Here is a 14,306-nt window from a genome sequence, read left to right on the forward strand (position 1 = left end):
CACCGGCGCCGGGCACCGTCGCCCGGAGTCAGAGGCCATGTATACCTGTTAGGTATGGGCGATACTAGGGCCTGGAGCACATTGACCGGACAGGAGGACAGCACGCGTGCGCCTGCACCTCCTGGCTCTCCTGGCCCGCGGTCCGGCCCATGGCTACGAGCTCAAGCAGGACCTTGAGCAGATGCTGGGCTCCGCGTACCCTCAGCCCAACGTCGGCCAGATCTACGTAACCCTCGGACGCCTCGAGAAGCAAGGGCTGATCGAGGGCGAGGACGTCGAGCAGTCGAGCCGGCCCAACAAGAAGGTCTACCACCTCACCGACGCCGGGCGGGACGCGCTGCGCGCCTGGTTCGCGGAGCCCGAGGACGAGCCGCGGGTGCGGGACGAGTTCTTCATGAAGCTGGCGCTCGCCCCGCGCACGGGTCTCGCCGACCAGATCGCCCTCATCAACAAACAGCGGCGCCAGTACCTCAACACCATGCGCAACCTGTCGAAACTCGCCGCCGCCGAAGACCGGGACAACCGCATCGCCCATCTGCTGATCGAGGGCGCGATGCTGCACCTGCAGGCCGACCTCGACTGGCTGGAGCGGTGCCAGGAAGAGCTGGAGGAGCTGGAGTGAGCGACAGTCCCACGACAGCTGTCCTGCGCGCCGAGGGTCTGATCAAGACCCATCACGGCGAGGGCGCCCCGGCGCACGCCGTGCGCGGGGTCGGCCTGAGGGTGACGCCGGGCGAGTTCGTGGCCGTCACCGGCCCGTCGGGCGCCGGCAAGTCGACCCTGCTGCACCTGCTCGGCGGGCTCCAGCGGCCGGACGCCGGCACCATCTGGCTCGACGGCGCGTGCACCGACGCCTGGAGCGAGGCCCGCTGGGCGGTGGAACGCAGGAAGCGGATCGGGATCGTCTTCCAGTTCTTCAACCTCGTGTCCAACCTGTCCGTCGCCGACAACGTGGAGCTGCCCGCGCTGCTGGCGGGCCTGCCGCCGAAGCGAGCGCGCGCCGAGCGGGAGGAACTGCTGGCCGAGCTGGGCCTCGCGGGCAAGGAGCGGAGCATGCCGGGCGAGCTGTCCGGCGGTGAGCAGCAGCGGGTGGCGCTGGCCCGGGCACTGGTCAACCATCCCCCGCTGCTGCTCGCCGACGAGCCCGCCGGCAGCCTGGACAGCAAGGGCACCCGCGAGGTGATGCGGCTGCTCTCCCGCTTCCACCAGCGCGGCCAGACGATCGTGCTGGTCACCCATGACGCCCGGCTGGCCAGCGCGGCGGACCGGGTGATCAGCTTCTTCGACGGACGCATAGCCGACGACGCGGAGCTGGACGGCACCCCGGCCCGCAGGACCGGGATATCCGGAGTGCTGGAGCTCAGGGACTGACATGCGGCGGAGCGAGGGACGGCAGCAGCGGTACGAGCGGCGGCGCCATGATCGTGGCCGTGGGGCGGGGGGCTGATCCGGGTGCGGGCCACCTTGCGCTGGGCGCACTCCGATCTGCGCACGCATCGCGGCGAGGCACTGTTCCTGGTGCTGGCCACCGCCGGGATCGTCGTCTCGCTGCTGCTGGCCACGGCCCTGTTCGGCTACGCCACCAACCCCTGGCAGCGGGTCTTCACCCAGGCGCGCGGCGCCCATGTGTGGATCCACACCGGCGCCTCCGCACAGCTCGACAAGGTCGCCGGCCTGGACGGCGTCGACGCGGTCGCCGGCCCCTACCCCACGGCCTCCACCACCCTCGCCTCCCGGGGCGCCCGCGCCTCCGTCGAACTGCGCGGCACCCCCGAGCGCCCCTCCGTCGGTCGCCCGCTGCTCACCGCGGGACGCTGGCTGGAGCCCGCCGACCCGGACGGCGTGGTCCTGGAGACCCGTCTCGCCCGCGCGCTGCTTGCCGAACCGGGCGACACGCTCACCCTGCCGGACTCCGCGCGGAAGGTGACCGTCCTCGGGGTGGCCGACAGCGCCGAGCCGCGCTACCGCCCGGGTGAGCAGCCGGGCCTCGTCTGGGCGCTTCCGTCCGCCGTACCCCACCCCACCGGCCAGGTCATCGGAGTGCGCCTGACCGACCCGGACGACACGGGGTACGCCGTCCAGCGCGCCGTCACCGTCCTCGGCGCCGGCGCCATCGGCGAGGTCTCCACCTGGCAGCAGGCGCGGGCCGAGGCCCAGGGCGACAACCGGCTGCTGGGGCAGGTGCTGGGCCTGTTCGGGCTCGGCGCGCTGGTCGCCGCCGGGCTCGCCGTGCACGGGGCGATCGCCACCCGTATCCGCGGCCATCTGCGGGACCTCTCGGTGCTGAAGGCGATCGGCTTCACCCCGGGCCAGGTCGTCCGCGTCTTCCTGCTCCAGCACATCGCCTACGCGCTGCTCGGCGCCGTCGCCGCGGCCGTGCTCACCCAGGGCCTGGGCAGCAGGGTCCCGGGGCGGCTCGGGGACGCGCTCGGCGTGTGGCAGGGGCTGCCCGGGCACACGGTGGCGCTCTTCGCGGTGCCGGTGGCGGCGGTGCTGTTCATCGGGGCGACGACCGGGCTCGCGGCCTGGCGGGCGGGACGGGTGTCCCCGGTGCCGGTACCGCGGCCCGCGGCGGCGCCGGGCGGGCGGCTGTCGGGCGTCGCGCGGTGGGCACTGGGCCTGACCGTCACCTTCCCGTCGGCCACGACGACGGACCGCGACCGGGCCGTGGGGCTGCGGCTGCCGCCCGCGCTGGTCCTGGGCTGGCACAAGGCCTTCCCGCGCCGCCTGCGGTCACTGGCCACGGTGGCCCGGCTGGCGCTGCCGCTGCTGCTGATCGTGGTGGCGATGAGCGCGTGGGCCACCATCGACCGCTTTCACAGCCACCCGGAGCGGACCGGCCTGCCGGCCGCGCTCACCGTCCACGCGGACGCCGGCCTCGGCGACCGTGGCGCCCGCGCGCTCCTGGAACGCGATCCGCAGGTCGCCGCGGCCTATCCGGGCGTGGAGGTGGCCGCCCTGGTGCCGGGCCAGACGGCCACGATCGCCCTGCGCGGCCTCGGCACCCAGCAGGACCCCTACCCCTACACCCTGGCCGCCGGCCGCCCCGCGCGCGGCGCCGACGAGGCCGTGGCCGGACAGGGGCTGCTCGATCTGCTGGACATCCGGGTCGGCGACTGGGTGCGGATGACGGTCGGCGAGCAGCCGCAGATCCTGCACATCGTCGGCCGCAGCATCGAGCCGAAGAACGCCGGCCGGGTCATCTCCACCTCGCTCGACACCCTCCGCGAGAACGACCCGGGGCTCTCCCCCACCCTCTACCAGGTGCGGCTGCGCCCCGGCGCCGACCCGCACGAGGTCGCCGACCGCCTGGCCGGTGCCGGGCTCGGACACCTCGACGTGCACACCGTGCCCAACCCGGCCGACGGGCTCTCGCCCCTGCGCGGCGTCGTCGTCGGCCTGATCGCGGTGCTCGCGCTCATCGGGCTGATCGAGCTGTTGACGACGATCGGCGGTGCCGTGCGCGAGGGGGAGCGCGACCTGCTGGCGCTCAAGGCGATCGGGCTGTCCCCGCGCCAGATCACCGCCGTCACCGTCACCGCCACGGGCCTCACCACGCTGGCCGCCGTCCTCGTCGGCACGGCCCTCGGTGCGCCGCTCGCGCACTGGCTGATCGACGCCCAGGGCCGGTCGAGCGGCATCGGCAGCGGGATCGCGCGGGGTCCGTCGCCGGCCCTGCTGGTCCTGTTCGGGGCCGCCGCCGTCCTGGGCGCCGCCGCGCTGGCCGCGCTGCCCGCCGCGCGCGCGGCCCGCCGCCGTCTCGCGGACACGTTGAGCGCCGTGGCCTGAGCGGACCCGGGGCGCCGTGACCTGAGGGGGCCCGGGGCGCCGTGGCCCGAGCGGACTCGGGGGCGCCGGAACACGGCACCCCCGCTGTCCCGCCGCCCGGGCTCAGGAGCGACCGCGCAGTTCCCGGTACGTCGCCACCAGAGCCTTCGTCGACGCGTCGAGGCCGGGCACCTCGGCGCCTTCGGTGAGGGCGGGTTCGACGCGCTTGGCGAGGACCTTGCCGAGTTCCACGCCCCACTGGTCGAAGGAGTCGATGTTCCAGATCGCGCCCTGCACGAACACCTTGTGCTCGTACAGCGCGATCAGCTGACCCAGCACCGACGGGGTCAGCTCGCGGGCGAGGATCGTGGTCGTGGGGTGGTTGCCCTGGAAGGTCTTGTGGGCCACCAGTTCCTCGGCCACGCCCTCCGCGCGGACCTCGTCGGCGGTCTTGCCGAAGGCGAGCGCCTGGGTCTGGGCGAAGAAGTTGGCCATCAACAGATCGTGCTGCGCGGCGAGTTCACCACTGAGCTCGGCGACGGGCCGGGCGAAGCCGATGAAGTCCGCCGGGATGAGCTTGGTGCCCTGATGGATCAACTGGTAGTACGCGTGCTGCCCGTTGGTACCCGGCGTGCCCCACACGATCGGACCGGTCTGCCACTGCACGGGCCGGCCCTCGCGGTCCACCGACTTGCCGTTCGACTCCATGTCGAGCTGCTGGAGATACGCCGTGAACTTCGACAGATAGTGACTGTAGGGCAGCACCGCATGCGACTGCGCGCCATGGAAGTTGCCGTACCACACACCCAGCAGGCCCAGGATCAGCGGGGCGTTGGCCTCGGCCGGGGCGGTGCGGAAGTGCTCGTCGACGAGACGGAAACCGTCGAGCATCTCCCGAAAGCGGTCCGGACCGATCGCGATCATCAACGACAGGCCGATCGCCGAGTCGTAGGAGTAACGGCCCCCCACCCAGTCCCAGAACTCGAACATGTTGTCCGCATCGATACCGAACCGCGTGACCTTCTCGGCGTTCGTCGACAGCGCCACGAAGTGCCGCGCCACGGCCTTCTCGTCGCCGCCCAGCCCCTCCAGCAGCCACGAACGCGCCGACGTCGCGTTGGTGATCGTCTCGATCGTCGTGAACGTCTTGGACGCCACGATGAACAGCGTCTCCGCCGGATCCAGATCGCGGGTCGCCTCGTGCAGATCCGCACCGTCGACGTTGGAGACGAAACGGAACGTCATCTCCCGCGCGGTGTACGCCCGCAGGACCTCGTACGCCATCGCCGGACCCAGATCCGAGCCGCCGATACCGATGTTGACGACATTGCGGATACGCCGGCCGGTATGGCCCGTCCACTCACCCGAACGCACCCGGTCGGCGAAACCCGCCATCTTGTCGAGGACCGCGTGCACACCCGGCACCACGTTCACCCCGTCGACCTCGACCACCGCACCGCGCGGCGCCCGCAGCGCGGTGTGCAGCACCGCCCGGTCCTCGGTGATGTTGATCCTCTCACCACGGAACATGGCGTCCCGCAGCCCGAACACATCCGTCGCCGCGGCCAGCTCCCGCAGCAGCGTCAGCGTCTCGTCGGTGACGAGGTGCTTGGAGTAGTCGATGCGCAGGTCACCGACCTGGAGCGTGTATCCGGTGCCGCGGCCGGGGTCGGTGGCGAACAGGTCCCGCAGGGGTACCTCGCCGAGTTCCCGGCGGTGCTCCGCGAGCGCGGTCCACTCCGGCGTCCGGTTGAGCCTGATACGGCCGTCTGCGTTCATGTCGGACTTCAGCCTTCTTTCCTACACCTGTCCTGACCGCTGGCGGTCCCAACCTAGTTGATCAGCGGGGGACATGAGCTGTCGTGGCGTCGTCGTGCGGCGCGACAACAGGTACGTCCCGGCGGCCCAGGGGTATCAGCGCGGCGACGGACAGGACGAAGAAGGCGGCCGCGAGCAGGGCCGGGGTGCCGGCGCCCCAGGCGGTGGCGGCGGCCCCGCCGAGGAGGGCGCCGAGCGGGGTCCCGGCGACCCCGAGGGTGCGGAAGGCGGACGCGACCCGGCCCAGCATGCCCTCGGGGCTGCGCTGCTGCATCAGGGTGGTCGTGTTGACGTTCCACACCATGCCCATCAGTCCGAAGACCGCCATCGCGGCCACCAGGGCGGCGAGGCCGCGCACCGAGCCCATCACCACCAGGGCGCCGATCTGGACGGTCCCGGCGAGCAGCACCGCGCGGACCTCGCCGAGGCGGGTCACCAGAGGGCCGTTCACCACTCCCCCGGCGAGATTGCCGAGGGTGTAGGCCGTCAGGGCCGCCACATACCCGGCGTTTCCGGCGTCGAGCCATCCGGTCACGAGGACGACGAGGGTGGCGATCAGGGCGCCCATGCCGATGTTGCACAGGGCGGTGGCCGTGCACAGTCCGCGCAGGGCGCGGTCGCGCCACAGGGTGCGCAGTCCGTCGGCGATCTCGCGGCGCAGGGTGCTGCCCTCCGGTCTCGGCCGGTGCTCGGGAGCGCCGGCGCGCAGGGAGGCGACGAGGGCCGCGGCCACCAGGAAGGTGGCGGCGTCGGCGGCGAACGGCAGAGCGGTGCCCGCGGCGAGCAGCAACGGTACGGCGGGGGCGCCGAGGAGGCCGCCCGCCACCCGCTGACCGGTCATCAGCCGGGCGTTGGCGCCGCCCAGCGCCTCACGGGAGACCAGGGTGGGCAGCAGGGCCGTGGAGGCGTTGTCGAAGAGGGTCTGGAGGGTGGTGAGGACGAGGGCGAGGGCGATCAGGAGGGTGATCGAGGCGTGACCGAGGCCGACGGCGAGGGCGAAGGCGGCCATCAGCAGACCGCGCAGGGCGTCCACCGTCCACATCGCGCGCCGCTGGTCGACGCGGTCGGCGACGGCGCCGCCGAGCAGTCCGAAGACGAGCCACGGCAGTTGGCCGCAGGCGGTGACGGAGGCGATGAGCAGGGGCTGGTCGGTCAGCGTGGCCGCCAGGAGGGGCAGCGCGGACGTCCGCAGCGCGTCCCCGAAGCTGGACAGCACGGCGGCGCTCCACAGCCGTCCGAACCCCCCGCGCCACGTGGGCGCAAGCCCCTCCACCGCGTCGACCGCCGTCACGGCTCCCCCTTCCGGTCACGCATGTCATCGATGCACGAACCGTAAAGGGCACCACTGACAATCGGTCGGCGGCGAGGGGGACGGCGGCGCGGGACCGCGGGGGAAGCGAGGGGAAAACACGTCCGGCCAGGCGCCCATGGGCTCCCGGCCGGTCGTCAGTTCCTAGATCTCGCCCCGCAGCTTGGCGAGCGCCTCGGCGAGGATCGCCTCGCCGTCCGCGTCGCTGCGCCGCTCCCTGACGTACGCGAGGTGCGTCTTGTAGGGCTCGGTGCGCGGCGGGTCCGGCGGGTTGTCCCGGTCCTGTCCGGCCGGGAAGCCGCAGCGCGGGCAGTCCCAGGTGTCGGGTACCTGCGCGTCGCTGGCGAAGCTGGGCTGCGTCTCGTGCCCGTTGGAGCACCAGAAGGAGACGCGCAGACGCGGCGCGGACTCGCCCCGCTCGGCCTCGCCCATCGGCCCCGCCCCGACCCGGCTTCCTCGGATCGCGTTGCCACTTGCCACGGTCGTAACTCCCTGCGTGATGGTGCCGCGAAGCGAGTCGGCGTTTCGCTTCACTGCGAGCGCCTCAGTCTACGTAAGGCCCAACGCGCGTCCAGTGATTGGAGTTACAACCCGCACACCTAGACGCAAGCCCCATGATAGGCCGCGCACATGGGCGCGTACCGAACATGGGGCGTTACGTACGGAAAGTACGGATCAGTTCGTCTTCATCAGAATGCCGAGCACGATGATGGACGCGAACCAGAGCAGACCGATCACCAGGGTGATGCGGTCGAGATTGCGCTCGGCGACCGAGGAGCCGCCGACGGAGGACTGCATGCCGCCACCGAACATGTCGGAGAGGCCGCCGCCCTTCCCCTTGTGCATCAGCACCAGCAGCATCAGCAGCAGGCTGAAGACGATCAGGGCGATCGAGAACCCCAAAACCACGGCTGGACCAACTTCCTCGGACTCGGATGGACGACGGGGCCCAGCAAATCATGCTGGACCCCGCAAGGGTACGACGTATCGCCGCTACCGCATACTCACAGCTCGGCTCACTGGTCGCGGAAGCGGACGATCTTGACGAACTCGTCGGCGTCCAGGGAGGCGCCGCCCACCAGCGCGCCGTCGATGTCGGCCTGCGCCATGATCTCGGCGACGTTGCCGGCCTTGACGGAGCCGCCGTACTGGATGCGGACCTGGTCGGCCAGTTCCTGGGTGTACAGCTCGGCGATCTTGCCGCGGATGGCGGCGCAGACCTCCTGCGCGTCCTCGGCGCCGCAGACCTTGCCGGTGCCGATGGCCCAGACGGGCTCGTAGGCGATCACGACGGTCTCGGCCTGCTCGGCCGGGAGGCCCTTCAGACCGCCCTCGACCTGGGCGAGGGTGTGGGCGACGTGGTTGCCCGCCTCGCGGACCTCCAGCTCCTCGCCGACGCACAGGATCGGGGTCAGGCCGTGCTTGTAGGCGGCCTTGACCTTGGCGTTGACCAGCTCGTCGGTCTCGTTGTGGTACTGGCGGCGCTCGGAGTGGCCGATGGCCACGTAGGTGCACTTCAGCTTGGCCAGCATGGGGCCGGAGATCTCGCCGGTGTAGGCACCGCCGTCGTGCGCCGAGATGTCCTGGGCGCCGTACTTGATCTTCAGCTTGTCGCCGTCGACCAGGGTCTGCACGGAGCGCAGGTCGGTGAAGGGCGGCAGGACGGCGACCTCGACGGCCTCGTAGTCCTTGTCTGCCAGGGCGAAGGCGAGCTTCTGGACGTGCGCGATGGCCTCAAGGTGGTTGAGGTTCATCTTCCAGTTGCCCGCCATCAGCGGCGTGCGGGTGCTCATGCGGTTCAGTCCTCCAGTGCGGCGAGGCCGGGGAGCGTCTTGCCCTCGAGGTATTCGAGGGAGGCGCCGCCGCCGGTCGAGATGTGGCCGAATGCGGTCTCGTCGAAGCCCAGGAGGCGGACGGCCGCGGCGGAGTCGCCACCGCCGACGACCGTGAAGGCCGGGGAGTCGAGGAGGGCCTGGGCGACCGCCTTGGTGCCCTCGGCGTAGTCAGGGTGCTCGAAGACGCCCATCGGGCCGTTCCAGAAGACGGTGGCCGCGTCGGCGAGCTTCGAGGCGTACAGCTTGCGGGTCTCCGGACCGATGTCCAGACCCTCCTGGTCGGCGGGGATCGCGTCCGCGGCGACGGTGGTGGGGTTCGCGGGGGCCTTGGTCTTCAGGTCCGGGAAGTCGCGGGCGACGAGCACGTCGACGGGGAGGACCAGTTCGACGCCGGTCTTCTCCGCGCGCTCGATGTACTCGGTGACGACCGGGATCTGGTCCTCCTGGAGGAGGGAGATGCCGACCTCGTAGCCCTTGGCCTTGAGGAAGGTGTAGGCCATGCCGCCGCCGATGAGCAGCCGGTCGGCCTTGCCGAGGAGCTGGTCGATGACGGCGAGCTTGTCGGAGACCTTGGCGCCGCCGAGGGCGACGACGTAGGGCCGTGCGACGTCCTCGGTGAGCTTCTTCAGGACGCCCACCTCGGTGGCGATGAGGAAGCCGGCGTAGTGCGGCAGCTTGCCCGGGAGGTCGTAGACGGAGGCGTGCTTGCGGTGCACGGCGCCGAAGCCGTCACCGACGTAGACGTCGGCGAGGGCGGCCAGCTGGTCGGCGAAGGCGGCGCGCTCGGCGTCGTCCTTGCTGGTCTCGCCGGCGTTGAAGCGCAGGTTCTCGATGACCGCGACCTGGCCGTCGGCGAGGCCGGCGACCGTGGAGGTGGCCGAGTCGCCGACCGTGTCGGTGGCGAACGCGACGTCCGCGCCGAGGAGTTCGCCGAGGCGGGCGGCGGCGGGCGCGAGGGAGAAGGCCGGGTCCGGGGCGCCCTTGGGGCGGCCGAGGTGCGAGGCGACGACGACGCGCGCACCGGCCTCGGCGAGGGCCTTGACGGTGGGCAGGACGGCGCGGATGCGGCCGTCGTCGGTGATGGTGGTGCCGTCGAGCGGCACGTTGAGGTCGGCGCGGACGAAGACCCGCTTGCCGGTGACTCCTTCGGAGAGGAGTGCGTCGATCGTCTTCATGAAAAGGGCTCCCGGGAGGGCTGGTGGTGCTCCGTGATCGTAGACAGGGCCGTTCTGTACGCGAGTCAGGGCCCGGGCGACGCGTCCCTGCGCCGCCCGAGCCCTGCCCTCACATCGAGGTGTCTGCTCTGCCGATCAGAGCTGGTTGCCGACGAAGACCGTGAGGTCGACGAGGCGGTTGGAGTAACCCCACTCGTTGTCGTACCAGCCGATGACCTTCACGTTCTTGCCCTCCTGGACCATGGTCAGGGAGGAGTCGAAGGTGCAGGACGCGGGGGCGTTGACGATGTCCGAGGAGACGATCGGGTCCTCGGTGTACTCCAGGATGCCCTTGAGCTCGCCCTCGGCGGCCTTCTGGAAGGCGGCGTTGATCTCTTCCTTGGTGACCTCGCGGCCGAGCTCCAGGACGAGGTCGGTGACCGAGCCGGTGGGGACCGGGACGCGCATGGCGATGCCGTCCAGCTTGCCCTTGAGCTGCGGGAGGACCAGGGCGGTGGCCTTGGCGGCGCCCGTCGTGGTCGGGATGATGTTCTCCGCGGCGGCGCGGGCGCGGCGGAGGTCCTTGTGCGGGAAGTCCAGGATGCGCTGGTCGTTGGTGTACGCGTGCACCGTCGTCATCAGACCCTTGACGATGCCGAAGTTCTCGTCGAGGACCTTCGCCATCGGGGCCACACAGTTGGTGGTGCAGGAGGCGTTGGAGATGACGTGGTGGTTCGCCGCGTCGTACTTGTCCTGGTTGACGCCCATCACGATGGTGATGTCCTCGCCGGAGGCCGGAGCCGAGATGAGGACCTTCTTGGCGCCGCCGGCGATGTGCTTCTCGGCGTCGGCCTTCTTCGTGAAGATGCCGGTCGACTCGATGACGATGTCGACGCCCAGCTCGCCCCACGGGATGTCGGCCGGGTTGCGCTCGGACAGCACCTTGATGGTGTGGCCGTCCACGGTGATGGTGTCGGCGGTGTGGGACACCTCCTGCTTCAGACGGCCCAGGATGGTGTCGTACTTCAGCAGGTGAGCGGTGGTCGCGGTGTCACCGAGGTCGTTGACGGCCACGATCTCGATGTCCGCGCCCTGCTCCAACAGTGCGCGGAAATAGTTACGCCCGATGCGGCCGAAGCCGTTGATGCCTACGCGGATCGTCACGAACCGATCTCCTCGTTGGTACGCCGGCCATGCGGTGCCGGCGAGCTCTATTTGGGATGTCCCCGACCACCCACGACCCTACCTCCCTGAGGCCCCCGTGGTGACATCGAGTCGGCCCATACACGGCAGGACGGTCCGTACCCGCCAGTAGGGTACGGACCGCCCGGGCCGAAGGGCCCTATCGCCCATTTGAGCGACTATGCGCTCAGGGAAATTGACCGCTTTGTCTCACTCGTCGAGCGCGTCGAGCGCCTTGCCGAGCAGGGCGTTGCGGTCGGCCGCCGCGGTGACGTGCTCCAGGCCGAAGCCCAGCAGCACGGTGTCGTCCGTGGTGACCGCGCCGTACGTCTGGAACAGGGCGCCGGTGCGCGTCCAGTCCTTCAGGACGGCCGGGCTGCCCGCGGGCGGTCCGGCGGCCTGCCAGGCGCCGAGGGACGTCTCGAATCCCTCGGTCTGGGTGGCGCTGCCGCCGACCACGAGCGCGGCATCGTCGGCGAGCACACCGTGTCCGCCCGTGCCGGGGTCGGTGACATAGCTGATCGACACCTCGACGGTCCGGCCGGCGTACGCGCTCAGGTCGAAGTTCACCTGCTGCCAGCCGCTGGAGGCGCCGGTGAGGGCGTTCCAGGCGCCGGAGGTGCCGGTCGCTGCGCAGTCGTTGCCGGTCAGGGTCAGGTAGTGCTTCAGCCAGGGGTGCTCGCCGACGTAGAAGCCGCCCCCGCACTCCGCCGGTACGGCCGTACTGGTCGCGCCGCCCGTCTCCGGGAGCGTGGTCCAGTCGTCGGCGCCGGCCGTGTGGGCCTCGACCAGCGCGTTGTCGTAGCCGGGTTCCGTGTCCCACAGCAGCTGGGTGCGCAGGGTGGGCTTCTGGGCGGCGGTGACACCGGTGAGGTCGATGGTGCGGGTGAGGCGCTTGTAGGCGTCGTCGGTGTGCACGGCGGCGGCCATGTACGAACCCGCGTACGGCCCGTACGGGTTGACCGTGCCGGCGAACGTGCCCGCGCCCGCGCTCGCGAACTGCGGATACGTGGCGGCCGGCAGCTCGTCCGAGGTGACGCCGTAGGTGCCCGCCCTGTCCAGCGGGTTGCCGGTCGCGGCGCCGAGCGCGCCGCCGGCGCCGGCCAGCTCGCCCGAGCCGGTGAAGCCGGTGGCCCCGGGCGTGGACGTACGGCTGTAGGCGCCCAGGTAGTACTGGCTGAAGTCGTTCGACAGGGTGCCCCCGCCGAGGTCGACGCTGCCGCCGGCCTGCTCGCCCGCCTCGATCAGCTTGCCGCCCTCGTTGAGGAACGCGCGCAGTTGGAGCTGGGTGGCGTTGCCCGGGGTGCTCGCGCCCGTGTAGTGGACGACCGTGTCGAAGTGGCTCAGCACGCCGAGCGCGTCGGGCGCGCCCTGGGTGGCGACGTCCCAGACGATCGCCTTGCGGCCGTTGGCCTTCAGCGCGTCGACATAGGTCTGCGCCTGTGCGGCGGCCGCGCCCTCCTCGGCGACGACGAGGACGTCCGCGCGGGGCCGCTTGGCCACGGTGTAGGTGAAGTGCTCGCTGGAGACCTTCTTGCCGCTCCTGGTCTCGCCGGTGAACCACACCTCGACCTTGTCGCCCGGGTCGCCGTCCTGGACCTTGGCCCGGTACTCGTCGAAGTAGAGGTTGTCGTCGCCGCCGTACGTCTCGCCGCCCTTCCAGGGCCGCAGCGCCATGTCCTCGGTACGGCCGCCGTTGACGCGGTACTTGAGCTCCTTGTCGCGCACCGCCTTGCGGACGACGACGGAGACCTCCTGGTCACCGCCGCGCGCGTACGACGTCGTGAACGGCGCCGGGGTGAAGTCGGCGGACGTCAGGCCGACCGAGGACGACGGGGTGTCCGGGTGGGCGGCGGTCTCGGCGACGGAGAGCGCGAACGGGATGTTCTTGGCGAACTCCTGCTGGATCAGCTTCTCGTCGTCGGGGAAGTTGAACACCGACTGGCAGTCGGCCGCGTTCCACTGGTCGTTGGGGTCGATGGCGGAGGCCGTCTGGCACGTCGACATCTCGGGGGTGAACATCGCCATGCCGTTGACGTTGGCCGCGTGGCCGTCCGCCTCGCCGTTGGTGGTGTACAGCTCCGAGGAGACCTGCGGGTGGTAGCCCGGGACCGCGGAGTGCTCGGGCGTGCCGGCCAGCGCCTTGTAGAGGACGTCGTCCGGGGTCGGGGTGGCGACCTGCCAGCCGACGCCGTAGAGGAGGAGTTCGGCGGCGGAGTGGTAGTTGATGGCGTAGGTGAAGCCGACGCGCTTCTCGAAGGCGTCCAGGGCCCGGGTCTCCGGCTCGGAGGCCGGGGCCGCGCCGCGGTAGGTCTGGCTGGTGGGGTTGGGGGACGAACCCTCGTCGTCGTAGCCCCACTTGTAGGCGAAGTTGCGGTTGAGGTCGACGCCGTCGCCGGTGGTGATCACGCCGTCGCCGTTGACGTCCCGCAGGTTCTTGCGCCACAGGCGGGTCGTGGAGTCCTGGAACGTGTAGTCGTAGCCGTCGGGGTTGGCCGACAGCACGAACCACAGCTCGGTGGAGTCGACGAGCTTCTTGATCCGCTTGTCCGTCGCGTAGTTGTCCAGGTAGTAGTGCATCAGACGCCGGGTCATCTCCGGCGTGATCCACTCGCGCGCGTGCTGGTTGGACAGATACAGCACCGCGGGCTTGGCGCCGTCCGCGGTCTTCTTCGCGTTCTTCGTGAGCTTCAGGGCGAGGATGTCCTGGCCCTTGATCGTCTTGCCGATGGAGACGACCTTGGTCAGGCCGGGGTTCTCCCGGCCGGTGCGGACGATCTCCTCCTTCAGACCGCCGCTGCCGCTGTACGGGCGGAACACACCGTCGGCGGCCGCCTCGACGCGGTGCTCGGCCTTCGCGGACAGGGTGTGCTCGGTGAGGTGGACGCCCTGTTTCTTCAGCTTGGCCGCCTGGTCGTCGGTCAGATAGACCTCGACGGCGGCCTTGCCCGCGCCGGGCGCCGTCTCACCGAGTTCGTGGCCGTCCTGGCCGGCCGCGAGCAGCAGGGGCACCTGCTGCTGGGTGACCTCGGCGCGGAAGACCTTGACCTCGTTCGGGTCGTCCCCCTGGGAACTTCCGCTCTGCGCCTGGGCGATGGGCGCGATGCTCGCCCCGCCGATCAGGAGCGCGCCGACAGCGAGGATCGATCTCGCTCTACGTCTCATGAACCCCCCTAGCGTGGGTCCGCCACAGCAGCGAACAGATGCCAGGCTCATGACAGTTCATGATCGAGTCAAGGG

At 70.9% G+C, this 14,306-nt stretch carries 11 protein-coding genes; 3 read left to right on the forward strand and 8 right to left on the reverse strand.

What is annotated here, in order from left to right:
• Positions 1-106: 106 nt before the first annotated feature.
• The 3 genes from ACZ5NW_RS09355 to ACZ5NW_RS09365 all read left to right on the forward strand — a co-directional run bounded on the left by ACZ5NW_RS09355 (position 107) and on the right by ACZ5NW_RS09365 (position 3,789).
• On the forward strand, positions 107-622 hold the full coding sequence (locus tag ACZ5NW_RS09355) for a PadR family transcriptional regulator (protein ID WP_468743186.1): 516 nt from the start codon (positions 107-109) through the stop codon (positions 620-622).
• The gene (locus ACZ5NW_RS09360) at positions 619-1,371 is read left to right on the forward strand and encodes an ABC transporter ATP-binding protein (protein ID WP_468743187.1); all 753 of its coding nucleotides are present in this window, start codon (positions 619-621) and stop codon (positions 1,369-1,371) included. The genes ACZ5NW_RS09355 and ACZ5NW_RS09360 overlap by 4 nt, the downstream gene beginning before the upstream one ends.
• An 81-nt stretch (positions 1,372-1,452) precedes the next feature.
• Positions 1,453-3,789, forward strand: coding sequence for an ABC transporter permease (locus ACZ5NW_RS09365; protein ID WP_468743188.1), 2,337 nt, complete (start codon positions 1,453-1,455; stop codon positions 3,787-3,789).
• A gap of 102 nt (positions 3,790-3,891) precedes the next feature.
• On the opposite strand, the gene pgi is transcribed toward ACZ5NW_RS09365, so the two are convergent.
• From pgi to ACZ5NW_RS09405, 8 genes are all read right to left on the reverse strand, one after another.
• Positions 3,892-5,547 carry a glucose-6-phosphate isomerase gene (gene pgi, locus ACZ5NW_RS09370; RefSeq protein ID WP_468743189.1) on the reverse strand — a complete coding sequence of 552 codons (1,656 nt, stop codon included), beginning with the start codon at positions 5,545-5,547 and terminating at the stop codon, positions 3,892-3,894.
• Between the two features lie 61 nt (positions 5,548-5,608).
• Positions 5,609-6,877 (reverse strand): MFS transporter, encoded by a 1,269-nt coding sequence (locus tag ACZ5NW_RS09375; protein ID WP_468743190.1) that lies wholly within the window; start codon positions 6,875-6,877, stop codon positions 5,609-5,611.
• A gap of 162 nt (positions 6,878-7,039) precedes the next feature.
• The gene (locus ACZ5NW_RS09380) at positions 7,040-7,375 is read right to left on the reverse strand and encodes an RNA polymerase-binding protein RbpA (protein ID WP_078066843.1); all 336 of its coding nucleotides are present in this window, start codon (positions 7,373-7,375) and stop codon (positions 7,040-7,042) included.
• 195 nt (positions 7,376-7,570) lie between these two features.
• Complete coding sequence (gene secG, locus ACZ5NW_RS09385; protein WP_468743857.1) at positions 7,571-7,798, reverse strand: preprotein translocase subunit SecG; 228 nt, start codon at positions 7,796-7,798, stop codon at positions 7,571-7,573.
• Between the two features lie 113 nt (positions 7,799-7,911).
• Positions 7,912-8,688 (reverse strand): triose-phosphate isomerase, encoded by a 777-nt coding sequence (gene tpiA / locus ACZ5NW_RS09390; RefSeq protein WP_468743191.1) that lies wholly within the window; start codon positions 8,686-8,688, stop codon positions 7,912-7,914.
• A gap of 5 nt (positions 8,689-8,693) precedes the next feature.
• Positions 8,694-9,905, reverse strand: coding sequence for a phosphoglycerate kinase (locus tag ACZ5NW_RS09395; RefSeq protein WP_468743192.1), 1,212 nt, complete (start codon positions 9,903-9,905; stop codon positions 8,694-8,696).
• A 135-nt stretch (positions 9,906-10,040) separates the two neighbouring features.
• Complete coding sequence (gene gap / locus ACZ5NW_RS09400) at positions 10,041-11,048, reverse strand: type I glyceraldehyde-3-phosphate dehydrogenase (RefSeq protein WP_468743193.1); 1,008 nt, start codon at positions 11,046-11,048, stop codon at positions 10,041-10,043.
• A 228-nt stretch (positions 11,049-11,276) separates the two neighbouring features.
• Positions 11,277-14,231, reverse strand: coding sequence for a M14 family metallopeptidase (locus ACZ5NW_RS09405; RefSeq protein WP_468743194.1), 2,955 nt, complete (start codon positions 14,229-14,231; stop codon positions 11,277-11,279).
• Positions 14,232-14,306: the final 75 nt, after the last annotated feature.

The sequence above is a fragment of the Streptomyces sp. NPDC032126 genome (genome assembly GCF_055580085.1).